Consider the following 24293-nt stretch of genomic DNA (forward strand, 5'->3'; position numbering starts at 1 on the left):
CCTTTTTTATCTTGAGCGCGTCGATTTTAGCACGCTGTTTACACTTCAGCCGGTCAAATACATAGCACAACATTTTGTTGACTTAAACCGGACAGGACTTGGACATTGCTTACTTAAACTTGTTCTATGATGGATTCATCTAATATGAACAGGAGGTGATCCTTCTTGTTTGTAGTCATCATCAAGGGAGATCTGTAATGACAAATACCAATCGTCCAGTCACAGAATTTAGCCATAAAACGTCAACGGAATTGCCACAAGAACGCAGCAAAGGCTTAAATATAGATCCTACTGATGCCAATGCACGTCCGGATTTAAATACTCCTGAAAAAGATAATCCGAATGTGCCAGATATGAATGAAGGCAAAGATAATCTGGCCGCGACCGGTGCGGGTACAGTAGGTGGTGCTGCTGTAGGGGCCGTTGCAGGTCTGGTCGGTGGTCCTCCAGGTGCAGTGGTGGGCGGCATTATCGGTGGTGTGGTTGGTGGCATTGCCGGTAATGATATTGCAACATCAGATCGCCAAAAACAGGCAGATAACTACCAGCATCCAGAAGTTCGAAGTGAGGCAGATAATTATCAGCATCCCGACCAGTTGATTGCCGAAGATAATTACTGGCGCGATGAGTATCATAATCGCCCGTATTTTAATGAAACGCGGAATAGCTACAGCGATCTAGATTATGATCGTGACTATCGCGGCGCTTATCGCGTAGGTTATGAAAACCGTGCCATGTATGATCGTGATACAGATTTTGACCATGCGGAACCTGAACTACGGACCAAGTGGGAACAGGTGAAAGGTGAATCCCGTTTAAATTGGGAAGAAGCCAAGTTTGCAGTCAAAGATGCCTGGCATCGACTTACCCGCTAAGTCCGACTGAATAAAAAACCTCTCTAATTAGAGAGGTTTTTTATGCTGATAAATTTTAGAGATGTTTCATTTCCAGCACCAGCTGATTGATCAGATCAGACGCTTCCATTTCACGAATTTGTGCCACATTTGAGCCTGCCCAGAACGCGCCATAACCCTGATCGCCTTGTTTGGCTGCAGCAGCATGTAATTGCTTGGCCAGATCATAGGTATAAGGATAAGCCGGCACATCCAGACGATCGGGTGTGTCGACATCCATATGCCAGTGGTTGATGATTCCGCGAGCAGGGCGACCGGAAGTACTGGCACTGACTTGAGTGAGTGGCTTGGAAAGCAGGGCTTTACGATAAGCCTCGTTGGCATTGGACGATTTGCACTGTACAAATGCAGTGCCAAGTTGCACGGCATTGGCACCGAAATCCAGCATTTGTCTTGCCTGTTGGCCGTCCATAATCCCGCCTGCCGCTACAATCGGCAGGGAACAATGCTGTTTGATCAGTTTCACCAGATTAGAGGTTTTGACCGAAGCATCGAATTTGGTACTGAAAATTCCACGATGACCGCCGGCTTCAATGCCTTGGGCAATAATAATATCAATTCCGGCAGCTTCGATGGCTTTGGCTTCGGCAAAATTGGTCGCAGAAACCATGGTTAAAATTCCTGCCTGTTTTAAGGCTTGAATCTGATGCGGATGCGGAATGCCAAAATGAAAACTGACCGCCCGTGGTTTGGTTTCCAGCACCAGATTCAGGAAGTCATCATTGTCTTTAAAGCTCGGATAAATACAGTTTAAATGCTCGGGTGGCTGCGCCCCATATTCAATAAATTTATTTTTAAACTGTGCGATCCATGCCTGCGCGACAGCTTCATCTAGGGGCACACTGTCATGACAGAAAAAATTCACCTGAAAAGGGCAGTCTGTCAATTCCTGAGTTTTTAAAATCTGTTGTCGTGCTGCCTCGATACTGCTGGCTCCCAAACCGAGTGAACCCAAGCCGCCTTGATTGGACACTTCAGCTGCAAGTTCAGCTGTAGAGACACCTGCCATCGGCGCCAAGAAAATAGGATGTTTAATTCCGAGATTTTCTAATAAAGACATAGATTTGCTCCTTGTTATGTTTTTACTTTGCCCTTGAGTTCAAAATTAAGCAAATCATATTGGTTATTTTATTTTGAAATACTTAAACTTTGCTTAGCTGTCATTTACATTTCTCACGACACGCTATGTCGCTAGCCAGACAGATCAACTATAGCGCTGCAATTGAAGACTTTATAATAACATTTTGGTCAAATCTTTCTGAGCTCATGTCTGATCGTATCCGTGAAAAACTGCAAATTTTAGCCGATGCTGCCAAGTATGATGTGTCCTGTTCATCCAGTGGAAGTAATCGTAAAAATAAAGACAAAGGGGTAGGAAATACCGGCAATGGTATTTGTCATAGCTATACCGAAGATGGCCGCTGCGTTTCCTTGCTGAAAATTCTATTTTCCAATGTCTGTATTTTTGATTGCTCTTATTGTGTTTCGCGCCGTTCCAATGACGTCAAGCGAGCAGCATTTACCGTGCAGGAAGTGGTGGATTTGACCATGAACTTTTACCGCCGTAATTATATTGAAGGTCTGTTTTTAAGCTCGGGCATTTTCAAATCGGCGGATCACACCATGGAGCGGATGCTACAGGTGGTGAAAAAACTGCGACTGGAAGAAAACTTTAATGGCTATATTCATTTGAAAACCATTCCGGGTGCATCTCAGGAAATCATTACCGAAGCCGGACTATACGTAGACCGCATGAGTATTAATCTGGAAATGCCGACTGAAGCCGGATTACAGAAATTTGCGCCTGAAAAAACCCATGCCGAAGTACAAAAAGATTTGGGGATTGTGCGGGATCGACTGATCCAGCTCAAAGATGAACGCAAATTGATTAAATCGGTGCCAAAATTTGTACCTGCCGGACAAACCACACAGATGGTGGTAGGCGCACATAGCGAAACTGACCAAGACATTATTTTAATGGCCGATCGGCATTACAAGGAATTTAAGCTGAAACGGGTGTATTTTTCCGGCTATATTCCGATTAATCCTGAAGAAAAAGCCTTACCGGCTGTTGGTTCAGCGCCGCCTTTGTTAAGAGAAAACCGTCTATATCAATCCGACTGGTTAATGCGTTTTTATGAATTTTCTGCCGATGAAATTGTCGATGACCAGCATCCGAATCTGGATCTGGATATTGATCCCAAACTCAGCTGGGCCTTGCGACATCCTGAAGCTTTTCCAGTTGATATTAACCGTGCCGACTATAAAATAATTTTGCGTGTACCGGGTATTGGGGTACGTTCGGCCAAAAAAATTGTACAGGCACGCCGTTTTGGTCAGATTCATATTGATCAGCTAAAACGCATGGGTGTGGCATATAACCGCGCACAGCATTTTATCCGCTGTGCTGATACGCCAAAATTTAAGAAAGATCAGCAATCGCATCAGATCCGTCAGCAAATTTTACAGTCTGGCCAATCTAAATATCAGCAGCAGCTTTCACCACAGCTTGGACTGGCATTCTGATGGCCTGTTACTGTTTTGATGGCAGCATGACCGGCTTGCTCAGTTGTGTATTTCGGGCTTTTGAGTTTAAGGAACTGAATGCCCGCATCACTGCCAATCCACAAGCACAAAATGGCCTGTTTGATGAATTTATTTATGTTAGCTCTAATGATGAGCATGGACAGCGGGTCTGGCAGGGGCTCAAGCAAAAAGTCTCCTCCAGCAGCTTGCGTACTTTTTACTATACTTTTCTGTCGGAACAAGAAGCAGCGTTTCAGATTTTATTTGATTTCGCGGTTTATGTATTTAAAAACCAGCGACCTGTCGATAAAGATTATGGTCATCATGCGGTTATCGGTATGTCGCAATGGGCCAAGCAAGTCGGACGGGAAAAGCACCGTATGGAGGCTTTTGTACGCTTTAAAAAGGCCAAGGATGGACTATTCCTGAGTCTGGTTAAGCCAGACTTTAATGTTCTACCGATTATTTCCCGACATTTTCAGGAGCGCTATCAGGATCAATCCTGGCTGATTTATGATGAGCTGCGCAATTACGGGATTTATTATGATTTAGAGCAGGTACATCAGGTCGAGATGAATGCTGAAGCAATTGATTCACAAATCCAGATTGGGCACAGTCAGTCATTCAGTATCGAACTGGATGATGATGAATGGCTGTATGATCAGCTCTGGAAAGATTATTTTAATAGTGTGAATATTCAGACACGTAACAATATGAAACTGCATATTCAATATGTACCGAAACGCTACTGGCGTTATATGAATGAGAAAACACTTTAAACAGTACATCTGGCATCTTTCAGGCATAATAAGCGTTTATATTTAGATTGAGTGCATAGATATGAAGGTATGGCTAACGTCATTGGCGCTGCTCATTGGATTAACCGCATGCTCGAAAGAGCCACAAAAACCGGTCGTCGATCCAGTCAAATATCAGGTTCAGACAGCGCAGGAATTGCAGCAACGTTTTGATGCACTCAATAGCCAATTGGCTCAGGATTTTCAGAAATTTAAAAAACTAGAAAGTATTGCTTTCTCACACCAGTTTCCTTTAGATGTGAATAATCTGCAAACTTTAAACCGTCATTTGGTCAGCAGTACGGCATTAAAACCAAGTAAAATTGCCTATTGCGATATGATGAATGCTTATTTTGCCGATATGTATCGTTTGGGGCATTATAATCTGGAACTGGTCGATGACATCCAATTGCCGAATGCTGCCAATGAAAATCTAAAAGACAATTTTTCGAATGCCGATCACTTCTATACTTTTATTCTGGATCGCTATACCACTTATCGTCAGGTTCAGCAGACCATGGGTTATGGTTGTAATTTAAAAGCCGCGCTTTAAATCTTAAAGATAAAAAGCCCATCATTAAGATGGGCTTTTTAATTTAAATGATTAACAACCTGTAATTTTTTCAGCTTGTGGTTTTTCTTCCGGGAAGAAGATTGGACGAAGTTTCACCCCAATACCATTACCGATAAAGGCAAACACCAGCCATAACCAGCCATGTAAACTGCCTGAAGCGATGCCACTGAAATACGCACCAATATTACAGCCATAAGCCAGGCGTGCACCATAGCCGAGCATGATGCCACCGACAACAGCAGCAATGAGCGAGCGTTTCGGAATGTTGAAATTCGGGGCAAACTTACCTGCCAGACTGGCTGCCAGCAAAGCACCGAGCATGATGCCAAAGTTCATCATCGAGGTAATATCAAACCACAACGACTCTGTAAGTGCTTTGGCATTGCCAGCTTTCTGCCAATAATCCCATGCAGTTACATCAACACCCACTAAAGTGGCGCCTTTTGCACCCCAAACTGCCAGGGCAGAAGTCACGCCCCAAGGACGACCTGCAAGTGCCAACGTCGCAAAGTTGAGCAGGGTCAGAATAATCCCGCCCCAAATCAGAGGCCATGGACCACGAATAAAGCGTTTCCAGCCTTGATGCTCACTGCTTGGTTCTACTTCCAGACGACCATGACGTTTCTTTTCGAAATAAACAGTCGCCGCAGCAATCAGTGCAAAAAGAACAAAGCTCAGCAGTAATCCAGGCATCACCCCTAAACTCTGTACCAGAGAAATAGGTTCCAGATGAGGCAGGGCAAACCACCATTCTAAGTGTGAGGTTGCAATCACAGAGCCGATACAGAAGAACAAGAGTGTTACCAGCATACGTGCACTACCACCACCAACGGTATACAGCGTACCCGATGCACAACCGCCACCGAGTTGCATGCCGATGCCGAAAATAAAGGCACCAATCATGACTGACATGGAAACAGGATTGACGTTACCTGTGACCGGGTTGCCAAACAGTTCACCCGCACCTAAAGCCGGGAAGAATAACAATACTGCTAGAGCGAGCATAATCATTTGTGCACGCAGACCACGACCGCGACGTTCCTTGATAAAGACGCGCCAACTCGAGGTAAAACCAAATGAGGCATGGTACAGGGTCATGCCTAGCGCACCACCGATTAAAAATAACAAGGCCTGATTTAAGCCAACGATCTGATAGGCACCGATTGTACCGATCACAAGTAAAATAAAAGCCACCCAGACCGAAATATTCGACCGTTGGGAAGCAGCAGCAATGACTGACATGGGAGATTAAATTTTAAAAATAAAGGCTGGTATTCTACTGAATTTCAGCTTAAATGCAGCCCATTTTGGCCAATGAGTGAGTATTAAGTCATTCTTATAGTTGATAAGTTTTATCACTTTATCTGATTGATGGGAGTGAATTATAAAAATAAATCTAATGGAACATTTCATTATTCTGTAATTCTCTATACTTAAGCAGCTTAAATAAATTGCAGATTTAATCGTATGGTTTTATGCCTATAGATCAGTATCGAGCATTTTTGAGTTTCTGGGTTTTCAAATGAAGTACATAAAAAAGCCTGCAAATTGAATCGCAGGCTTTTTAAGCATTAAACTGAGAGCTAAAATCAGTTTTCAGCTTTTTCTCGAACATTGCCAGCGCCTTCTTCAACCGCAGCGGCAGTCGCAGCAGTGGCATCACGCGCTGCTTCAGCAGTGGCATCTGCTGCACGAGCAGTGGCAGCGGCAGCTTCATCGGCTGCTTGAGCCGTATTTTCAGCAGCATTATCCAGGGCTCTTTCGGTTTCTACCGCAGCTTCACGGCTGGCATCTTCCATATCATGACCGGCCTGGTTGGCTGCATTTTCTAAATGCTCACCTGTGGTTGCGCCTGTTTCAGGTGCTTTTTCTTTACTACAGCCAACTAAAGCAACAGTTGTTGCCAAACCTAAAGCAATAAGTAATTTATTCATCGAGTAATATCCTTTGTTGTTGTAGAGCTGTCATATAATCTAGCAGGCATTTATTGAGGTTTATGCTAGAAAATAGATCGAAATTTGTTGATTAACTGTAACTTTTTTCAATACTTATGCTGCTTTAACTTCCCTGAACTCATTTAACAGCTTGTGTTAAGTTTCATAGAATAACCCTGAGTAGCAATATAGATGTGTTCTAATCTAACTGCTATTAATGGATGATTTACGTGCCGCAGATATAGTTCCAGCTTGGTTTAAAATGATCCCTTGCACACACTCAAAAATGATCTGAAGAGATAAAACTCAAGCCATAAAAAAAGCCCGCATAGAGCGGGCTTCTTAAAGAAAAAATCAGAGACCGGCAGAAGCTTTAAGTGCTTCCACTTTGTCAGTTTTTTCCCAGGTAAATGCAGTATCAGAACCTTCACGGCCAAAGTGACCATAAGCCGCTGTCTGCTTGTACATTGGCTGAATCAGGTCAAGCATACGGGTAATACCGTATGGACGTAAGTCGAAGTGCTCACGTACCAAGGCAATAATCAATTCTTCAGATACTTTTGCAGTATTAAAAGTGTTGATTGAAATTGAAGTGGGTTCAGCAACACCAATTGCATAAGACACCTGGATTTCACACTTGTCTGCAAGACCAGCCGCAACGATATTTTTTGCTACATAACGCCCTGCATAGGCAGCAGAACGGTCAACCTTAGATGGATCTTTGCCAGAGAAAGCACCACCGCCATGACGCGCCATACCACCGTAGGTATCTACGATAATTTTACGACCTGTCAAACCACAGTCACCGACAGGGCCGCCAATCACAAACATACCCGTTGGGTTGATGTGGAATTTGGTCTCTGCATGGAACATATCGGCAGGAATGATTTTCTTCACGATTTCTTCAATCACAGCTTCTTTAAGATTGGCTTGTGAAATTTCAGGATCGTGTTGAGTCGACAAAACCACAGCATCTAAACGAACAGGTTTGCCATTTTCATAAGCAAAGGTCACTTGGCTTTTCGCATCTGGGCGTAACCAAGGCAAAGTTCCATTACGACGAAGCTCTGCTTGTTTTTCCATTAAGCGATGTGCATAGGTAATTGGCGCAGGCATTAAAACGTCAGTTTCACGGCTGGCATAACCAAACATCAAACCTTGGTCGCCGGCACCTTGATCTTCAGGTTTCTGACGGTCTACACCCTGAGCAATTTCAGGTGACTGTTTGCCAATCATGTTGATTACGGCACAGGTCGAACCATCAAAACCCAGATCAGAATGGTGATAACCAATACCGTTCACGGTATGGCGTACTACCGCTTCAAAATCGATATTGGCCGTCGTTGTGATTTCACCGGCAAGTACAACCGCACCTGTTTTTACAAGCGTTTCACAAGCAACCCGTGCATAAGGGTCTTCTTTTAAGATTGCATCCAAAATAGCGTCACTGATTTGGTCAGCCATTTTATCTGGATGGCCTTCGCTTACAGATTCCGAAGTAAATACAGCGTACTCGCGCATAGTCCTATCACAGTTAATTTTAAAGACCCGATATGTTACATCGAGTTGCGCTCTAGGACTAGCTTAACACGACAAAATTGGTCGAAATTGTTTCAAATTATTGTGTTTTTAATTGATTAATAGAATTAAAAAAATTGATATGTCGATTTAACCGTCATTGCTGATTTGGCAAGGAGCGACAAATTAATCCGGATTTTCCCAGATGTAGCAAAATTAAACAGTTATATTCTCGAATAAATTTTAAAAGATCGCTGATTGGAAAAATATAAAGCTAAAATCTGAGCAATTTTCAGGAAAATGATTATTACATTAATACGCTCGCATGTGATTCAACATGATTCGACTAGCTGCATTGTTGTTGCATCGGCTTCTCTGCATATTAGGCCTAAGGTTTCACTACTGGCCGGTTAAGCATGGCCAAGATTCTTTTTGTATGGGCTTCTTGAAGTAAGACTGTACGGAGATAAGTCATGATGTATCAAAAGGCATTTACCTTAATTGAGGTGATGATTGTACTGACGATGATGGCGATTTTAGCCACCATGGCGTTTATGAGCTATCAGGGCTATGTGGTACGCGCTCAACTGGCTGAAGTGTTTGAGCAGGCTGGCACATATCGAACTCAGTTCATTGCCTCAGGTCAGCATTGTGATGCTGGACGCGAGATTGGAGGGAATACACGATATATCGAAAAAGTGGTGATTAATGCGACATGCCGAATTGAGTTTAAGCTGCGACAGCAAGGCCTAGATGCAGCGATTCGGGGTAAATCAATTGCATTTGATGTCTATACGGGAAAATGCTTCTCGACTGATATTTATCAGCGCTATTTACCTAAAAGCTGCCAGGGGCGCTAAGCACGCTTGCTGCTTATGATTGAGCCTAAATAGATGTAAGCTTTTCATCTAAAAAATACATAGTTGATCGATCTATTGATAAGAATGAATCATCAATGCTCTTCATCATCGACGAGAAAATTATATGACACATCTCTCTTTAAACGGATGGAGCCGACTTTAGATTAAAAATGAAGTAACAGTCAATTCTAAAAAATGCAGGGTTGAAAAGCTCAATCAGACAACAATATGCTAACTATCATGTCTAATAAATCCCTCGCAAAAGTGACCAGAGAAAACAGAACTAGAGAGAAAAATGTGGAATAATTACCCGATAAGGAAATACAAGACTAATAAACTGATAAATGTTGTTGCTTAGTCTTTACCCCTCGCTGTTTTTTTAAGACAATAGACCATAGTTTTGAAAGTCTTTTCATCATTTCCTATTTCTGAATATTTTGGACTCTGATTTATGACAACCCCGCTTAATGAACGTCGTATTGCAAACGCAATTCGTGTATTGGCAATGGATGCTGTGCAAAAAGCAAACTCAGGACATCCAGGTGCTCCAATGGGGATGGCAGATATCGCTGATGTGGTTTGGCGTGAATTCCTGAACCACAACCCGACCAACCCGAATTGGGCTAACCGTGACCGTTTTGTATTGTCAAATGGCCATGGCTCTATGCTTCAATATGCACTGCTTCATTTAACGGGCTACGATCTTTCGATTGAAGATCTAAAAGCATTCCGTCAACTTCATTCTAAAACACCTGGTCACCCGGAATTGGGTTATGCACCCGGGATTGAAACGACGACTGGTCCTCTAGGTCAAGGGATCGCCAATGCTGTTGGTTTTGCGCTGGCTGAAAAAACCTTAGCCGCACAATTTAATAAAGATGACCTTCAGGTTGTGGATCACTTTACTTACTGCTTCCTGGGCGATGGCTGCCTGATGGAAGGTATTTCACATGAAGTGTGTTCATTGGCAGGTACCTTAGGTCTTGGTAAGTTAATTGTCTATTATGACGACAACGGTATCTCGATTGATGGTGAAGTGGAAGGCTGGTTCTCTGACGATACCGAACAACGTTTCTTGGCTTACGGCTGGCAAGTACTTAAAGTAGATGGTCATGATAGCGAAGCGCTTCGTGCTGCAACTTTAGCAGCTAAAGCTGAAACTGCTAAGCCAACCATCATTATCTGTAAAACAGTGATTGGTTTGGGTTCACCAAACAAGCAAGGTAAAGAAGACAGCCATGGTGCGCCACTCGGGCATGATGAAATTGTCTTGACGCGTGCAGCATTAGGCTGGACTGACGAAGCATTTGTTATTCCTGAAGATGTGTATGCAGCTTGGGATGCCAAAGACAAGGGCGCTAAAACTGAAGCAGCGTGGAATGAAACATTTGCTGCCTATGCTGCAAAATATCCGACTGAAGCGGCAGAGCTAAAACGCCGTATGTCAGGTGATTTGCCAGCGGACTTCGTTGCAAAAGCAGATGCTTATATCGCTGAAGTGAATGCTAAAGCTGAAACCATCGCGACACGTAAAGCAAGCCAAAATGCATTGCAAGCACTGGTTCCATTATTGCCAGAAGTTCTAGGCGGTTCTGCTGACTTGGCTGGTTCTAACCTGACGCTGTGGAAAGGTGCGCAAGGTGTACAAGACAATGCAGCGGGTAACTACGTACATTATGGCGTGCGTGAATTCGGTATGACTGCAATCGCCAATGGTGTTGCGCTGCATGGCGGTTTCATTCCTTATGTGGCTACATTCCTGATGTTTATGGAATATGCACGTAATGCAGTACGTATGTCTGCCTTGATGAAGCAACGTGTGATTCATGTGTACACACATGACTCTATTGGTCTCGGTGAAGATGGTCCTACGCATCAGCCAATCGAGCAAATTGCATCTTTACGTGGTACACCAAACCTGAATACCTGGCGTCCATGTGACACCGTTGAAGCTGCAATTTCTTGGAAGTCTGCATTGACTCGTTCTGAGGGTCCGACAGCATTAATCTTCTCTCGTCAAAACTTAGCTTTCCAAACTCGTACTCAAACACAAATTGAGAACGCTGCGAAAGGTGGTTATGTATTGGCTGAAGAAAAAGGCGAATTAAAAGCGATTATTATTGCAACAGGTTCAGAGGTTGCTTTGGCAATGGAAGCTTATGCACAGCTTGAGGGCGTGCGTGTTGTGTCTATGCCATGTGCTGAAGAATTCATGAAGCAAGATGCAGCGTACCGTGAAGCAGTTCTTCCATCCAATATTCGTGCGCGTGTTGCGGTTGAAGCAGCGCATGTAGATTATTGGTGGAAATTCGTTGGTCTAGATGGTCGCGTAATTGGTATGAGTACTTATGGTGAATCTGCACCTGCAAAAGACTTGTTCCAGCACTTTGGTATTACCACTGAAGCCGTTGTTGCAGCAGTAAAAGAAATTACTGCTTAATCAGCCCTTTAAAAGTTTAAAATGGCGTCCCAGTTTTGGGGCGTCTTTTTGTTTTTTGGTCTTTTTAGCTCTGTTTTCATGTGACAAGAGTTGAAGAGTTCTCTTGATAATTGAATGCAAAAAGTGAGATGAACATGAGCTTGTACGAGCAAATTAGCGAAGAAATTACTCTGATGGATGCAGGCGAACAGAAATGGATCGGGCAGGATCTACCTCTTGAGGCCATGATGGCGGTTGAGTTAATGCTGCAAGAACTCGCGGAAGAAAAAGTCATCAAAGTCCGCCGTAAAAACCATGAAAAGACGACTGGCCTAAAACAGGTTGATCGTATTCTGGTTGAAAAACTGTAAAGCTAAAATACTAAAAAGTCCCTGATTGGGGCTTTTTTTATGCCAGATGATTTTTGTCTGGAAGTTGCTTATCAAAACCAGATGAGATAAAGATAAGCTTGTAACTCGCTATAGAACTCAGCACCCTATCGAAACGGCTTATATTGATGAAATAGGCAAAAGAAGTTGGTAAACATGAAAATAAATTCCCAGATTCAGATCAAATCTTTAGAGCAAATATCACAGTACCAATGGCTGCCTTTATGGCAAGAATATCAGGCTTTTTATCATGCGAAGATCTGTGACGAGGTCAGTGAAAATACCTGGGCGAAATTACACAGTACTGAGCTAGATTCGATGTATGGATTTGCTGCATTGCTTGATGAAAAAGTGGTGGGCATTGTACATGTGGTCGAGCATGACAGCAGTTGGACGCTACGGCCTTATGCTTATTTGCAGGATTTATTTGTGCCTTCGCAGTATCGAGGTCAAGGTATCGCTTGCAAGTTGATTGAACAGGTTTATCAGGTGGCAGAACAGCGTAATTGTGACCGCGTTTACTGGCTCACGCATGAATCAAATCGTCAGGCACAAATGCTCTATGATAAAGTGGCCAAAAAGACCGGATTTATCCAGTACCGTATGGATTAATAATAGAAATTTAAAAAATAACTTACAAATTTATCGTTTCATCGCTGCAACAAAACGTTTTATCTTTAGAGCTGTAAATATTTCTGAATTCTATACACTGAATAACATCCAAAACGAGAGATAAAAACATGAATTTCAAAACATTAGCATTAGGCTTAGCGGTTTCATCTGTAGCAACATTTTCTATTGCAAAACCAGTAACCTATACAATTGACCCGACCCATACTGCAGCCGTATTTAGCTGGGATCATTTCGGTTTTTCTACGCCATCTGGTAATTTCTCTGATATTCAGGGCAAAATCGTGGTGGACAATGAACAACCGGCAAAGTCAGCTGTGCATGTGACAATTCCAGTATCCAGTATTAATACCAACGTGACAGCTTTAGATGATCACTTAAAGAAAGCCGATTTCTTTGATGCAGCAAAATATCCAAACATCAGCTTTAAAAGTACCAAAGTAGAAACGCAGAACAAAAAGAACTTCAAAATTACTGGTGACTTAACTATTAAAGGCGTGACCAAACCTGTGGTATTGGATGCTGTTTTAAACAAACAGGCTGAACATCCAATGATGAAAGTTCCAGCAATTGGTTTCAATGCAACCACTTCATTTGACCGCTCTGCATTTGGTTTAGGAGCAAACGTACCGAGTGTGGGTGATAAAATTACTGTTCAGATTACCACTGAAGCCACTGTACCTGCGCCTACAAAGAAATAAGATTCTCTGTATGGGTAGTATGAAAAAGCACCTGATTTAGGTGCTTTTTTATCAAATAAAATGACTTAGATCTAATCACGATTCAGAATCAGCAGACAGCCAAAACTGATAAAGATCCCGCCTGTAACTCCATCAATCCATTTGGCAAATTTTTGATAATAAGTCGTCATCTTCGGCATTGAAAAAATAATGGCTACAACCGTAAACCAGAGCAAACTTTCGATAAAGACCAGAGCTAAAAGAGAAGATTGTTCTGATAGTTTTGCATTAGGGCTAATCGCCAATGCAAATACACTGCTAAAGTAAATCAGGGCTTTGGGGTTGGCCATGTTGGTGAAAAAACCTTGCAGCAATAATTTAAGATACGACGGCTGAACGATAGAAAGAGCTTCTGCTTTCGAATTTGTTAAAGGTAGAGGTGTCTTAAAGCTCGACTTCAACATCAAACTGCCCAGATAGAGCAGATATAATCCACCCAATAGCATTAAGATCTGCTGTAACCAGACCATTTTCTGAAATAAAAAATGCAGGCCGCCAAGTGCACAAATTGACCAGACCAGAATGCTCAATGAAATACCGAGGGCTGCACATAAAGCATGCTTTCTGGACTGCCGGATGGCACTTTGTGTGACAAAGAAAAAGTCCGGTCCTGGACTAATCAGGGCAAAAAAATGAATCACGGCAATGCCGAATAATGCGCTCATAATATTTCTACAGTCGAGAGGAAGAGTTTAGCCTAGAATTTATCTGAGACTAGGATACGATATTTAATTGCGTCAGATATTGCTCTAGTACAGTTTGCGAGGTAGTTTCCAGTACAGGCGCAAACTGAATATTGGCAGCGCGTAGTGCAGGAATATCAATTTTAGCCTGACTTAATTCACAGCTATGGCCAATCAGCCATTTTTCCAGACTGTCATTGGCGACTTCAGGATGGAATTGTAGTGCCAGAATATTACTGCCTATACGAAAGGCCTGATTTGCATAAAGCTCAGTACTTGCCAGTAATTCAGCCTGTTCAGGTAGGTCAAAGGTATCACCGTGCCAATGTAGCACTTCAATATTTTCCAGATTTCGCAGTGGATTATTCTCGATAGCTGCAAGACTGAGCTTAGACCAGCCCATTTCTTTGCTCTGTCCTGCATAGACTTTGGCACCAAGCGCATGCGCAATCAATTGAGCACCCAGACAGATTCCTAAAGTGGGTAAATTCTTATCCAAACGTACTTTAAGCAGGTCTATTTCTGCTTGTAAGAAAGGAAAGTTTTCTGTTTCATAAACCCCAATTGGGCCACCGAGAATTACGGTTAAACCAGGATGCTCATACGCCTTACGCAGGTCATCAATCCCGGCTTCAAAATAGCGGACACGTAGCCCCAGCTGATAAAATACATCTTCCCAAGCACCGAGGTCTTCAAAAGCGAGATGTTGGATTGCATATACAGTATCGGGGAAATGGTCCAGGTTCAGCATGGTCATTTAATCTAAAACGGGAAATATTTATTTAACGTCATTCTGTAAAAAAATAGAAGTCTTTTTAATCCCGTAATTTATGAAGCAAGATATTCTCAATCTGAATAGTGAATCCTGGTGCAGGGCTCTGAACCGGCTTTGTATCATTATGCAGCCCAATTTCATTTCCCACTAGAAAGACAGTAGAGTAGAGGCGAATATAGAATAAAAAAATTGAGGAAGAAAAATGCACAATATCTGTCTCTATATCGATAAAAAACGTATCAGTCCCTATGTCATGTCAGTTTACGTCGCTTTAAAAGAAAAAGGCCTGAATTTTCAGGAAAAAACGGTTGACCTAGATCAGCTGGAACAACAAAGCATGGCATATCGCAGAATTTGCCCCAGTAGAAAAGTCCCTTGTCTGGTGATGGATGATTTTCATTTATTTGAATCTTGGGCGATTACCGAATATCTGGAAGATGCTTTTCCAGCGCCTGATTATCCAGCTTTATACCCCAGAGAGAGTCAGTCCAGAGCAAAATGCCGTGCAGTTCAGGCTTTAGTTAAAACTGATTTTATGGCAATCCGCCAGGCCATGCCTTCAGACTCAATCTTTGTTGCGCCTAAAGGACTTTTTATTGCATCAGCCGAAGTCTTGCAAGATATTCAGCGTTTATTGGCAGTCACAGAGAGCTTGCTCAGTGAACGCTGGCTCACTGAGCAGTGGTCAATTGCAGATTTTGATCTGGCCTTTATGCTGCATCGCCTGCTTAGCCAGCAGATTGAACTGCCTGATAAAATTCAGGTATATATCCAGCGAAATTTCCAGCGTGCTTCAGTTCAGGCGTGGCTAACAGAAAATGAAAAGCTCAAGCTTTAAGCTGCCAAAACTTATCAACTAGAGGATACAAAAAAGACTTAAATAGATAAAAATCAAGCGTAATATAAATCAGAACTGTGTGGAAAATTACGAGAAATAATGTCCTTGTTGCATCATTATTAAGGAGTGCGGGGTGGGGGATTCACATCATCATGAGCATAGTCATGTCACTGTGACTGCGAAAAATATCAAAAAATTATCGATTGCTCTGGCACTCACGACCAGTTTTTTAATTGTGGAACTTATTGCCGGCTTTTTGACGCAGAGTCTGGCCTTGCTTTCTGATGCCGCACATATGTTTACTGATGCTGCGGCACTGGCGATTGCACTGGTGGCCATCAAGATTGGGCAAAAACCGGCAGATAACAAACGCACGTTTGGCTATCAACGCTTTGAAATTCTGGCTGCCTTATTTAATGCCTTGATGCTCTTTGTGGTGGCGATTTATATTTTATTTGAAGCCTATCAACGTTTAAGCAATCCTCCAGAAATCCAGAGTCTGGGGATGATGGTTGTGGCGAGCTTAGGACTCATCATTAACCTGATTTCGATGAAAATTCTGGTGTCGAGTAGTCAGGAAAGTCTAAATATCAAAGGGGCTTATCTGGAGGTGCTGAGTGATGCATTGGGGTCAGTCGGCGTGATGATCGGGGCGCTGCTGATTTATTTTACTGGCTGGATGTGGGTAGATACACTGATTGCCGTATTGATCGGATTTTGGGTTTTGCCACGCACCTGGATTTTGCTCAAACAAAGTATCAATATTCTGCTGGAAGGAGTGCCAGATGAAATTGATATTGAAAAACTGCGTCATGATCTTTTAGCACTCGAAGGCGTACAAGATATTCATCAGCTTAAAGTCTGGGCGATTACTTCCAAAAAAGTCATGTTGACGGTACATTTGGTTGCACCGAATGTAGATTATCAGAAACTGCGTCATCAGGCTTTTGAAATGTTGAGCCATCAGCATCATATTACTGAAATGACTTTACAGATTGAGGCAGAAAATTGTCCACCGGAACAACGAGGGCATTCGACCCATCAGCACTGAAATATAATCATCTGAGCATCGCAGGGCTTAATTATTTTTTAGAAGTGAACGGATGACATCCAAATAACTTGGTGGAGCATCGACATACTGACGCTCTCTTAACATTTGATGCATTTTCGCCAGCTTTTGATGCGGAACAGCGGCCATTAAATGATGTTCAATATGATAGTTCACATGAATCGGTGCTACAAAAGCTCGTGCCAGATAACCTGCGCGGGTTGTACGGGTATTGCTGAGGGCAGAATGACTGGTTTCCAGACCCGCATGTTCAGCCATTGCGCGAATACGGATAAATAAAGGGAATGGTGTGATATAAGCCAAAGGCCATAGCAAATACAGCTTAGGATGGCCACTGGCCCAAAGCACAGAGAAAATCGTGGCATTCGCGAGCAGCATACCTGAACTGTTTTTCAGCAGATTTTTGGCCAAATCTACCTTGCTACGATTGCCACGTGGAATAGGTTTGGGATCGTTGGATACACTCCATTCCAGAAGCTCCAAATCCATCAATACCCGACCTGCCAGAAATTTAAGTCCAGATTGCCCGTTTAAGTCGCGAAAGAATTTTCGGAATAATGAGCTTTGAGTAATGGGGAAGTTTTTCACCAGGCCTAAATCCGGGTCGTCTGGTTGAGAGGTTTTAGCATGATGTTTCAAGTGATAAGGACGATATTTGCTGACCTCATTCCAGATTGGGCGTGCACACAGCCAATCGGTCAAATGTGTATTTAGCCATTTGGTTTTAAACAGGCTATGGTGTGAGGCATCGTGCATCAAAATCGCCATGGCCAGCTGACGACCTGCCAAAATCGCCAATGCCACTGCACACATTAAAACCTTTCCCCAAATGGGCAAATATTCCCAGCTATAGGCCACTGTACCGAAGGTCATCACAATCACAGCCCAAGTTGAAGCTATAGACCAAGCACCATGTAAGTCAGAAGTCGTGGTGAGTTCTTTAATTTCTTCGCGGCTAAAAAATTCGGTGACACTGAGCTTAGTGTTCATTGTTTTGCCTATAGCGTTCTTATCATTACTTTCAATATATTTGTCCTAAATATTACAGTCAATTTATTTTTGTGAATAAATATGAAATAAATTATACACCCTGATTGTTAAAATATTGCTGCCATAAAAATTGCCCCTGTTTTTCTATTTTACGAACCGCCCGCTCAAATTGTTGCCGAGCTTCGGCTTCTATCCATTCTGCAGGAAGTAGGGGATCGGCACGTAAACTAAATAAGGCAGATTTACCGAGATAGAAGGCGGTTTTTGCTGCATCAGATAAAGGCAAGCTTTGAGAGTAATCAAACCATTGATGAATGTCTTGATTCACCTCCAGATAAGTTTGATGTAAGGCTTGAACATCCCAAAGTGCACTGACATCTATTTCCTGATCTATCTCACTGACTTGAAAAAAACGTGCATCTGGATCTAATCCAAACTGGATTGCAGCCGTTTTTAATTCGGTTAAGCTCAGCATTAAGTTGTCTGGACGAATAAAAACATTCTGCTCCATTTCCTGAAAGCCATAATAACCTAGTGCTTTTTCCCGTTTGGATAATGCAGTGCGATCTACACGTCCCAAAGCACCGGTATAAACCAGTACATATTTTCCATTCCACGCGGTCGCCATTTGCATATTTGGATGCTTGTTTAAACTGATAAAAGAAGTATCAAATTTTTTTTCTAGCAATTGATACACCCCGCGCTCTACAGCTTGAATGATATTTTCCTGATTCAATCGGGCTACAGCAACCCGCAGACTATTGTGAGAAATGCTTAATAGATCTGCTGCACATAGCATCTGTTTAATGCTGGCGGTGGAATTTTGAGACGCATATAACAAGTCTAAAACCAGATGACGGGCATTCAATTTATAAGTCATGAAACGATATCGTAATTAAAGGAATTGAAAGTTTTGAAGTTTATTTACAATAGCACTTTGTTGTGAATAACCCAAAAAATGTCAGGGTGAAAGAGGATGAATAAGTGATTTGAGATATGCTTTTTATCAATGAAATTTTTTAAACACAATAAAAAAACCCTTATCTTTCGATAAGGGCTTTTCGTATTCTGGAGCGGGAAAGGAGACTCGAACTCCCGACCCCAACCTTGGCAAGGTTATGCTCTACCAACTGAGCTATTCCCGCAATGAGATGAATTATAGAGAATTCCACAGCAGTGTCAACTCTCTACAAATCTGTTTGCTTAATTAATCAGCACGGCGCCAAACTGTACCTTGGCGGGTATCTTCAAGAACAACACCTTGATCAAGTAAAGATTGGCGAATTTCATCCGCACGCGAAAATTCTTTGGCTTTTTTGGCATCTTGACGCTGTTGAATTAAACCTTCAATTTGTTCAGGTGATAACCCTAGGGCTTCCTGACCAATATCAGATTTGAGAAACTCATCTGCATCTTGTTGTACCAGACCGAGAATATTGGTCAAATGGCGTAAAGTTGCGTAGTAGATTGCTGCCTGTTCCGCATTTTCTTCTTTCACGGCACGATTCAGTTCTTTGTTAATTTCAAATAGCACTGCAATCGCTTCAGGTGTATTGAAATCATCACGCATGGCAGCATTAAAACGTTCAACCAAAGCATCATCCAGCGTTTCCACCAGATGATCGCCATAAACCGCCTGATAGGTTTTAAATGAATGGTAGAAACGAGACAAAGTATTTTTCGCTTCTTTTAAGGCAACATCCGAATAGTTCACCGGGCTGCGATAGTGTGAAGACACAATAAAGTAACGCACCACTTCCGGATGGAACTTTTCGATCACGTCGCGAATGGTGAAGAAATTGCCTAAAGACTTCGACATTTTCTCGCCATCGACATTAATGAATCCGGCATGCATCCAGTAATTCACATATTGTTCACCGGTTGCTGCTTCAGATTGTGCAATCTCATTTTCATGATGCGGGAAGGTCAAATCGGCACCGCCGCCATGAATGTCGAAATGATTGCCCAGGCAGCAGGTCGACATCGCTGAACATTCAATATGCCAACCCGGGCGGCCATTACCCCAAGGTGAAGGCCATGCAGGTTCATTTTCTTTGGCGTGTTTCCAGAGGACAAAGTCAAATGGATGTTTCTTTTGAACTTCGACATCAACACGTTCAGAAGCCCCAGCTTGCATATCTTCTAACTTGCGACCAGAAAGACGGCCATATTTGGCAAATTTTTCGACTTCAAAATAGACATCGCCATTATTAGATGGATATGCCGTGCCTTTGTCGACCAGATTGCCAATCATATCTTGCATTTGGTCAATATAGTCTGTGGCTTTAGGCGCAGCATCAGGCGGGAGACAGCCTAGTTTGGCAAAGTCTTCATTCATCGCATCAATAAAGCGGCCGGTCAACTCAGAGATACTTTCGCCATTTTCATTGGCACGTTTAATAATTTTGTCATCAATATCGGTAATATTGCGCACGTATTTGACTTTCCAGCCTTGGCTGCGCAGGAAACGGATAATATAGTCAAATGCAACCACTGTACGTGCGTGTCCAATGTGACAGTAGTCATAGACGGTCATACCACAGACATACAAATCAATTTGACCTTCAACACGAGGTACGAATTCTACTTTTTTGCGTTGCTCTGAGTTATATAGAACAAATGGTTGCATAGCTGTTCAAAAGACTTCAAATAAAAGGATGAATCATCTTAACCTAAGCATAATTATTCATAAAGACAAAAGCGTAAAAAGCCTCAGATATTTAGCATAGTTAGGCAGAGATACTGATTGATAAAAAGGTGATTCTTGGACGGAAGTCAGAATATTGAGCTCAGCTTTACAGAACTAGTGTTTGCCAGGGAGGTTAGGTGATATTGGGATGAGTATGATCTTATTCGAATCCAGCTTATTGAGGAGAGAATGGACATGTGTCGATAGAAAATAAAAAACAAGCATATTTTACAGCGTCAAAAATGGAGTAAATGTAGAGGTGGAGATACCAGACTGCGTAAGTCACATACAATCAAGATATATTAAAAATCTGTCGAATCTTCTACATTTAGAAAGCTTGCAATTGCATAGCTATGCTAAAATTGCGAAAATTGTGCCCATCAAATGAGAGTTTTTCTCTGTCCTTAACGTAGGTAAGCAGGCTTTGAATTCACAAAAAACAGCGAATCAACTCGATTTTCAGAAAGTCGCACTTGAAACACTGCGCATCGAAGAAAATGCATTACAGATTTTAGCCACACAGATTGATGGCCGTTTTAGCCGGGCCTGTGAAGTTATTCTACAGTGTACTGGCCGTCTGGTAATTACCGGAATGGGCAAATCAGGTCATATTGGCCGTAAAATGGCGGCGACCTTTGCTTCGACCGGAACACCCTCATTCTTTATGCATCCGGGTGAAGCCGGTCATGGCGACTTGGGAATGCTGGTCGCGGGTGATGTGCTGATTGCGATTTCAAACTCAGGCAAGAGTGATGAGATCATGATGCTGATGCCACTCATCAAACATCTTGAAATTCCTTTAATTACCATTAGCGGCGATGAGCGTGGCCCAATGCCACAAAATGCCGATGTGGCTTTGACTCTGGGCAATATTCAGGAAGCCTGTCCGCTCGGGTTGGCACCCACCTCATCAACGACTGCCACCTTGGCCTTAGGCGATGCTTTGGCGGTGGCGTTACTGGATGCGCGTGGTTTTACTTCAGATGATTTCGCCCGCTCGCATCCCGCCGGAGCTTTGGGTAAGCGTCTGTTATTACATGTAAAACACCTGATGCGTACGGGTAATGATTTACCTAAAGTTTCACCAGATACCGCCATGAACAAAGTATTGTATGAAATTTCCAACAAACGTCTGGGATTGACCACGGTCGTAGATGCAAATGATGTCTTGCTGGGAATTTTTACCGATGGTGACTTGCGTCGTTTAATTGATAAACAGCAAGGTTTTGATGTCAATCTGGCAATTCAGGACGTGATGACCAAGAATCCGCTTACGATTTCTCAGGAAGCACGTGCAGTCGTGGCGCTGGAACGTATGAATGAACGTAAAATCAACCAGTTTGTAGTGGTTGATGAGGCCAATAAAGTGATTGGTGTGATTAGTATGCATGACCTGATTCAGGCTGGGGTAAATTAATAAATGGCATCTTATGTATTATTAGAGCAGGCACGTCATATTGCAGCATTAGTGCTTGATGTAGATGGTATTTTAAGTGACGGCTTTGTAACGCTGACCAATACTGGTGATGAAATCAAATCATTCGATATCCGCGATGGTCTGGGTATGAAACTGGTTCAGCAGGCTGGAATCAATGTGATTATTATCACTGGCCGTAAAAGTAATATTGTCGAAAAACGGATGTCTGACCTGGGTGTGGATCTGGTCTATCAGGGCCGTGAAGATAAAGGCACAGCACTACGTGAAGCATGTGCACAGCTCAATATCGACCCTGAAGATTGCTTATATATGGGCGATGACTGGCCTGACTTATCTGCTTTTGCCATTGCTGGCATGAAAGTGACCGTACCGAATGGTCATGTCGAAGTTCGTCGCCGTGCAGACCTGGTGACTCAGGCGCTGGGTGGCCGTGGTGCAGTACGTGAAATCTGCGATATGCTGCTGATGTCCAAAGGCGTATACCAAGAGTTACTTGAAAAATATACTCGTGCGCCTTATTAATAAGTCATATCTTTTGGATTAAGTACACCGCTTATGGATACTAAAGTTTTATATATTACGGCTGTGATGATTGCCGCAATAAGTGGTGGTTATTATTATTACAGTGGCAAGGGCAATAAGCTGCAGACGGACTCCGCGCGCAGCATGACCTATTCCGCTCAAGATATTAACTTAACCCAGACAGATGAATCAGGCATGTTATCGGTTCGCGCCCAGGTGGATCGACTTGAGCAGAACTTGCAGCAACAGACCTCCAAGCTGGAAAATCTGCAAGCTTCGACCTATGACAATGCTCAAGTCGATGCGACTTTCTCTGCCAAAATGGCGCATGGCTATGATGACAATACAAAAGTTGTACTCTCTCAAGAAGTGCTTGCCACCAAAATCATGCAAAATGGACAGTTAGAGTTCCGTACTGAGGAGCTGACGGCTTTTCCAAAAACACGTGAAATTGAAACTGATAAAACGGTGATCGTGGAGTCTCCACAGGCTGAATTTATCAGCCAGGGTCTTAAAGCCAATCTTAATGATGGTCAATACGAATTCTTTAATATTCGAGGAAAGTATGAACCAAATTCCTAAAGTCAAAATGATGCACACTTTCCTGAAGCGCACTGCGCTGGCGACTGTGATTGGACTTTTTTCAATCGCGGCCTTTGCCTTGCCATCTGACCGTAACCAGCCGATCACCTTACTGGCGGATCGCGCGACTTTTAATGAGCGTACTGGGGTGACGACCTATTCTGGCAATGTCATCATTGAACAGGGCACCATGAAGCTGCAAGCCAATTCAATTGTGGCCAATCTGAACAATAAGCGCCAGATTAGCCTGATTACGGCTACCGGTAGCCCGACACAGTTCCAGCAAAAAGTAGATGCCTCCAAAGGTCTAACCAAAGGTCAGGCTCAGAAAATTGTCTACAATGCTGAAACCGGAATTATTACCCTGTCTGGTAATGCCTTATTGCAGCAGGATGGGGCCAGTATTCGTGGTGCGACTTTAAAATATAGTATGAATAAAGGTGATGTTGAAGCGATTGGTACACCGAATAAAACCGGTTCAGCTGAAGGTCGCGTAAAAATTGTGATTCCACCATCAGCTTCACAATCCTTTCCAGGAGCACGTGATTAATGGAACAATCGCAGCAAGTTCAAACCTTGACCATCAAACATCTGGCGAAAAATTATAATAAGCGCTGGGTGGTGAAAGATGTGTCTTTTAGTATGGAAAGTGGCCAGATTGTCGGATTGCTCGGACCTAATGGTGCAGGTAAAACCACCAGCTTCTATATGGTCGTCGGTCTGGTACGTATGGATAAAGGTGAAATCTATCTGGATGATCTGGATCTTTCTGATCTGGCCATGCATGAACGGGCACGCAAGGGAATTGGCTATTTGCCGCAAGAAGCATCGATTTTCCGCAAGCTGACAATTTCACAAAATATTATGGCGATTCTGGAAACCCGCAAGGATTTGACCAAGGCCCAACGTCAGCAACGTCTGGCGGAACTTTTGGCCGACTTTAAAATCACTCATATCAAAGATTCTTTAGGAATGAGTGTCTCCGGTGGTGAGCGACGCCGTGCCGAGATTGCACGTGCATTGGCGGCAGATCCAAAATTTATGCTACTCGATGAGCCTTTTGCTGGTGTCGACCCGATCTCGGTTGGTGATATTAAAGATATCATCACCACTTTGAAAGATCGTGGGATTGGGGTATTGATTACCGATCATAATGTGCGTGAAACGCTGGCGATTTGTGAACATGCTTATATTGTGAGTGAGGGAGCATTGCTTGCTGAAGGTACGCCAGCAGAAATTCTGGCCAATGAAACAGTAAGAAAAGTTTATTTAGGTGATGATTTTACCGTATAAACAGCTTTTATGTCTGTAAGATACCCACATCACGATACCAATTGTCGGATGAGGGTTTTTTTTCATCAAATCAACGTTAAAAAAGTATCTTTTACAACGATTTGATATATTGT

Annotated in this window: 25 protein-coding genes and 1 tRNA gene; 16 read left to right on the forward strand and 10 right to left on the reverse strand. The window is 42.8% G+C overall.

From position 1 onward, the window contains the following. Nucleotides 1-197: 197 nt before the first annotated feature. Nucleotides 198-875, forward strand: coding sequence for a hypothetical protein (locus FTU42_RS05310; RefSeq protein ID WP_005096633.1), 678 nt, complete (start codon nucleotides 198-200; stop codon nucleotides 873-875). Between the two features lie 55 nt (nucleotides 876-930). Here FTU42_RS05310 and FTU42_RS05315 read toward each other — a convergent pair whose 3' ends face one another. Then, a complete protein-coding gene (locus FTU42_RS05315) occupies nucleotides 931-1974 on the reverse strand; it encodes a nitronate monooxygenase family protein (RefSeq protein ID WP_180083137.1) in 1044 nt (347 codons plus the stop codon). Between the two features lie 206 nt (nucleotides 1975-2180). Here FTU42_RS05315 and FTU42_RS05320 point away from each other — a divergent pair, with 206 nt between their 5' ends. From FTU42_RS05320 to FTU42_RS05330, 3 genes are all read left to right on the forward strand, one after another. Beyond that, nucleotides 2181-3440 (forward strand): putative DNA modification/repair radical SAM protein, encoded by a 1260-nt coding sequence (locus FTU42_RS05320; protein ID WP_100357100.1) that lies wholly within the window; start codon nucleotides 2181-2183, stop codon nucleotides 3438-3440. Continuing rightward, nucleotides 3440-4219, forward strand: coding sequence for a TIGR03915 family putative DNA repair protein (locus FTU42_RS05325; protein ID WP_074382888.1), 780 nt, complete (start codon nucleotides 3440-3442; stop codon nucleotides 4217-4219). The genes FTU42_RS05320 and FTU42_RS05325 overlap by 1 nt, the downstream gene beginning before the upstream one ends. A gap of 61 nt (nucleotides 4220-4280) precedes the next feature. Further along, nucleotides 4281-4790 (forward strand): hypothetical protein, encoded by a 510-nt coding sequence (locus FTU42_RS05330; protein ID WP_005096639.1) that lies wholly within the window; start codon nucleotides 4281-4283, stop codon nucleotides 4788-4790. A gap of 51 nt (nucleotides 4791-4841) precedes the next feature. Here FTU42_RS05330 and FTU42_RS05335 read toward each other — a convergent pair whose 3' ends face one another. The 3 genes from FTU42_RS05335 to metK form a co-directional block, all read right to left on the reverse strand. Further along, on the reverse strand, nucleotides 4842-6053 hold the full coding sequence (locus FTU42_RS05335) for a YeeE/YedE family protein (RefSeq protein WP_180083138.1): 1212 nt from the start codon (nucleotides 6051-6053) through the stop codon (nucleotides 4842-4844). Between the two features lie 347 nt (nucleotides 6054-6400). Then, nucleotides 6401-6745: a hypothetical protein gene (locus FTU42_RS05340; protein WP_180083139.1), complete on the reverse strand. Its 345-nt coding sequence runs from the start codon at nucleotides 6743-6745 to the stop codon at nucleotides 6401-6403. Between the two features lie 354 nt (nucleotides 6746-7099). Beyond that, nucleotides 7100-8266 carry a methionine adenosyltransferase gene (metK, locus tag FTU42_RS05345; protein WP_005096646.1) on the reverse strand — a complete coding sequence of 389 codons (1167 nt, stop codon included), beginning with the start codon at nucleotides 8264-8266 and terminating at the stop codon, nucleotides 7100-7102. A gap of 473 nt (nucleotides 8267-8739) precedes the next feature. Here metK and FTU42_RS05350 point away from each other — a divergent pair, with 473 nt between their 5' ends. The 5 genes from FTU42_RS05350 to FTU42_RS05370 all read left to right on the forward strand — a co-directional run bounded on the left by FTU42_RS05350 (nucleotide 8740) and on the right by FTU42_RS05370 (nucleotide 13262). Further along, on the forward strand, nucleotides 8740-9123 hold the full coding sequence (locus FTU42_RS05350) for a prepilin-type N-terminal cleavage/methylation domain-containing protein (RefSeq protein ID WP_074382886.1): 384 nt from the start codon (nucleotides 8740-8742) through the stop codon (nucleotides 9121-9123). A 451-nt stretch (nucleotides 9124-9574) separates the two neighbouring features. Continuing rightward, nucleotides 9575-11563 carry a transketolase gene (gene tkt, locus FTU42_RS05355; protein ID WP_180083140.1) on the forward strand — a complete coding sequence of 663 codons (1989 nt, stop codon included), beginning with the start codon at nucleotides 9575-9577 and terminating at the stop codon, nucleotides 11561-11563. A 134-nt stretch (nucleotides 11564-11697) separates the two neighbouring features. Continuing rightward, complete coding sequence (locus FTU42_RS05360; protein ID WP_005096650.1) at nucleotides 11698-11913, forward strand: hypothetical protein; 216 nt, start codon at nucleotides 11698-11700, stop codon at nucleotides 11911-11913. 174 nt (nucleotides 11914-12087) lie between these two features. Beyond that, nucleotides 12088-12543, forward strand: a complete 456-nt coding sequence (locus FTU42_RS05365; protein ID WP_005171309.1) for a GNAT family N-acetyltransferase — start codon at nucleotides 12088-12090, stop codon at nucleotides 12541-12543. Between the two features lie 128 nt (nucleotides 12544-12671). Continuing rightward, nucleotides 12672-13262 carry a YceI family protein gene (locus FTU42_RS05370; RefSeq protein ID WP_005171307.1) on the forward strand — a complete coding sequence of 197 codons (591 nt, stop codon included), beginning with the start codon at nucleotides 12672-12674 and terminating at the stop codon, nucleotides 13260-13262. Between the two features lie 71 nt (nucleotides 13263-13333). Here the strand turns inward: FTU42_RS05370 and FTU42_RS05375 are convergent, their stop codons facing one another. After that, nucleotides 13334-13966 carry a LysE family transporter gene (locus FTU42_RS05375; RefSeq protein ID WP_100357102.1) on the reverse strand — a complete coding sequence of 211 codons (633 nt, stop codon included), beginning with the start codon at nucleotides 13964-13966 and terminating at the stop codon, nucleotides 13334-13336. Between the two features lie 49 nt (nucleotides 13967-14015). Beyond that, nucleotides 14016-14735 carry a glutamine amidotransferase gene (locus FTU42_RS05380; RefSeq protein WP_180083141.1) on the reverse strand — a complete coding sequence of 240 codons (720 nt, stop codon included), beginning with the start codon at nucleotides 14733-14735 and terminating at the stop codon, nucleotides 14016-14018. Nucleotides 14736-14961: 226 nt separating this feature from the next. Between FTU42_RS05380 and yfcF the strand changes: the two genes are divergently transcribed. Next, complete coding sequence (gene yfcF / locus FTU42_RS05385) at nucleotides 14962-15597, forward strand: glutathione transferase (protein WP_005096660.1); 636 nt, start codon at nucleotides 14962-14964, stop codon at nucleotides 15595-15597. A 133-nt stretch (nucleotides 15598-15730) separates the two neighbouring features. Beyond that, nucleotides 15731-16648, forward strand: coding sequence for a cation diffusion facilitator family transporter (locus tag FTU42_RS05390; protein WP_180083142.1), 918 nt, complete (start codon nucleotides 15731-15733; stop codon nucleotides 16646-16648). Nucleotides 16649-16675: 27 nt separating this feature from the next. Here FTU42_RS05390 and FTU42_RS05395 read toward each other — a convergent pair whose 3' ends face one another. The 4 genes from FTU42_RS05395 to cysS form a co-directional block, all read right to left on the reverse strand. Further along, nucleotides 16676-17656, reverse strand: coding sequence for a fatty acid desaturase family protein (locus FTU42_RS05395; RefSeq protein WP_180083143.1), 981 nt, complete (start codon nucleotides 17654-17656; stop codon nucleotides 16676-16678). A gap of 91 nt (nucleotides 17657-17747) precedes the next feature. Next, on the reverse strand, nucleotides 17748-18536 hold the full coding sequence (locus FTU42_RS05400; protein WP_159138181.1) for a PaaX family transcriptional regulator C-terminal domain-containing protein: 789 nt from the start codon (nucleotides 18534-18536) through the stop codon (nucleotides 17748-17750). A 189-nt stretch (nucleotides 18537-18725) separates the two neighbouring features. Beyond that, nucleotides 18726-18801 (reverse strand) — tRNA-Gly (locus FTU42_RS05405). 62 nt (nucleotides 18802-18863) lie between these two features. Next, nucleotides 18864-20285 (reverse strand): cysteine--tRNA ligase, encoded by a 1422-nt coding sequence (gene cysS / locus FTU42_RS05410; protein WP_005171297.1) that lies wholly within the window; start codon nucleotides 20283-20285, stop codon nucleotides 18864-18866. A gap of 484 nt (nucleotides 20286-20769) precedes the next feature. Between cysS and FTU42_RS05415 the strand changes: the two genes are divergently transcribed. From FTU42_RS05415 to lptB, 5 genes are read left to right on the forward strand one after another with little or no spacing between them, the layout of a single operon-like run. After that, nucleotides 20770-21762 carry a KpsF/GutQ family sugar-phosphate isomerase gene (locus FTU42_RS05415; RefSeq protein ID WP_180083144.1) on the forward strand — a complete coding sequence of 331 codons (993 nt, stop codon included), beginning with the start codon at nucleotides 20770-20772 and terminating at the stop codon, nucleotides 21760-21762. A gap of 3 nt (nucleotides 21763-21765) precedes the next feature. Continuing rightward, nucleotides 21766-22305, forward strand: coding sequence for an HAD family hydrolase (locus FTU42_RS05420; RefSeq protein WP_180075107.1), 540 nt, complete (start codon nucleotides 21766-21768; stop codon nucleotides 22303-22305). A 33-nt stretch (nucleotides 22306-22338) separates the two neighbouring features. Further along, entirely contained in the window at nucleotides 22339-22887 is a 549-nt protein-coding gene (gene lptC / locus FTU42_RS05425; RefSeq protein WP_005096668.1) for an LPS export ABC transporter periplasmic protein LptC, read from the forward strand. Beyond that, nucleotides 22871-23437, forward strand: a complete 567-nt coding sequence (gene lptA / locus FTU42_RS05430; protein ID WP_005096669.1) for a lipopolysaccharide transport periplasmic protein LptA — start codon at nucleotides 22871-22873, stop codon at nucleotides 23435-23437. The genes lptC and lptA overlap by 17 nt, the downstream gene beginning before the upstream one ends. After that, complete coding sequence (gene lptB, locus FTU42_RS05435) at nucleotides 23437-24180, forward strand: LPS export ABC transporter ATP-binding protein (RefSeq protein ID WP_005096670.1); 744 nt, start codon at nucleotides 23437-23439, stop codon at nucleotides 24178-24180. Before lptA ends, lptB begins: the two co-directional genes overlap by 1 nt. The last annotated feature ends 113 nt before the right edge of the window (nucleotides 24181-24293 follow it).

The organism is Acinetobacter sp. YH12102 (assembly GCF_013419125.1).
GTDB classification, from domain to species: Bacteria; Pseudomonadota; Gammaproteobacteria; order Pseudomonadales; family Moraxellaceae; genus Acinetobacter; species Acinetobacter pseudolwoffii.

What these genes read in the sequence shown, in the direction of transcription:
- FTU42_RS05310 (WP_005096633.1), top strand. Translation starts at nt 198, where the DNA reads ATGACAAATACCAATCGTCCAGTCACAGAATTTAGCCATAAAACGTCA.
- FTU42_RS05315 (WP_180083137.1), bottom strand. Translation starts at nt 1,974, where the DNA reads ATGTCTTTATTAGAAAATCTCGGAATTAAACATCCTATTTTCTTGGCG.
- FTU42_RS05320 (WP_100357100.1), top strand. Translation starts at nt 2,181, where the DNA reads ATGTCTGATCGTATCCGTGAAAAACTGCAAATTTTAGCCGATGCTGCC.
- FTU42_RS05325 (WP_074382888.1), top strand. Translation starts at nt 3,440, where the DNA reads ATGGCCTGTTACTGTTTTGATGGCAGCATGACCGGCTTGCTCAGTTGT.
- FTU42_RS05330 (WP_005096639.1), top strand. Translation starts at nt 4,281, where the DNA reads ATGAAGGTATGGCTAACGTCATTGGCGCTGCTCATTGGATTAACCGCA.
- FTU42_RS05335 (WP_180083138.1), bottom strand. Translation starts at nt 6,053, where the DNA reads ATGTCAGTCATTGCTGCTGCTTCCCAACGGTCGAATATTTCGGTCTGG.
- FTU42_RS05340 (WP_180083139.1), bottom strand. Translation starts at nt 6,745, where the DNA reads ATGAATAAATTACTTATTGCTTTAGGTTTGGCAACAACTGTTGCTTTA.
- metK (WP_005096646.1), bottom strand. Translation starts at nt 8,266, where the DNA reads ATGCGCGAGTACGCTGTATTTACTTCGGAATCTGTAAGCGAAGGCCAT.
- FTU42_RS05350 (WP_074382886.1), top strand. Translation starts at nt 8,740, where the DNA reads ATGTATCAAAAGGCATTTACCTTAATTGAGGTGATGATTGTACTGACG.
- tkt (WP_180083140.1), top strand. Translation starts at nt 9,575, where the DNA reads ATGACAACCCCGCTTAATGAACGTCGTATTGCAAACGCAATTCGTGTA.
- FTU42_RS05360 (WP_005096650.1), top strand. Translation starts at nt 11,698, where the DNA reads ATGAGCTTGTACGAGCAAATTAGCGAAGAAATTACTCTGATGGATGCA.
- FTU42_RS05365 (WP_005171309.1), top strand. Translation starts at nt 12,088, where the DNA reads ATGAAAATAAATTCCCAGATTCAGATCAAATCTTTAGAGCAAATATCA.
- FTU42_RS05370 (WP_005171307.1), top strand. Translation starts at nt 12,672, where the DNA reads ATGAATTTCAAAACATTAGCATTAGGCTTAGCGGTTTCATCTGTAGCA.
- FTU42_RS05375 (WP_100357102.1), bottom strand. Translation starts at nt 13,966, where the DNA reads ATGAGCGCATTATTCGGCATTGCCGTGATTCATTTTTTTGCCCTGATT.
- FTU42_RS05380 (WP_180083141.1), bottom strand. Translation starts at nt 14,735, where the DNA reads ATGCTGAACCTGGACCATTTCCCCGATACTGTATATGCAATCCAACAT.
- yfcF (WP_005096660.1), top strand. Translation starts at nt 14,962, where the DNA reads ATGCACAATATCTGTCTCTATATCGATAAAAAACGTATCAGTCCCTAT.
- FTU42_RS05395 (WP_180083143.1), bottom strand. Translation starts at nt 17,656, where the DNA reads ATGAACACTAAGCTCAGTGTCACCGAATTTTTTAGCCGCGAAGAAATT.
- FTU42_RS05400 (WP_159138181.1), bottom strand. Translation starts at nt 18,536, where the DNA reads ATGACTTATAAATTGAATGCCCGTCATCTGGTTTTAGACTTGTTATAT.
- cysS (WP_005171297.1), bottom strand. Translation starts at nt 20,285, where the DNA reads ATGCAACCATTTGTTCTATATAACTCAGAGCAACGCAAAAAAGTAGAA.
- FTU42_RS05420 (WP_180075107.1), top strand. Translation starts at nt 21,766, where the DNA reads ATGGCATCTTATGTATTATTAGAGCAGGCACGTCATATTGCAGCATTA.
- lptC (WP_005096668.1), top strand. Translation starts at nt 22,339, where the DNA reads ATGGATACTAAAGTTTTATATATTACGGCTGTGATGATTGCCGCAATA.
- lptA (WP_005096669.1), top strand. Translation starts at nt 22,871, where the DNA reads ATGAACCAAATTCCTAAAGTCAAAATGATGCACACTTTCCTGAAGCGC.
- lptB (WP_005096670.1), top strand. Translation starts at nt 23,437, where the DNA reads ATGGAACAATCGCAGCAAGTTCAAACCTTGACCATCAAACATCTGGCG.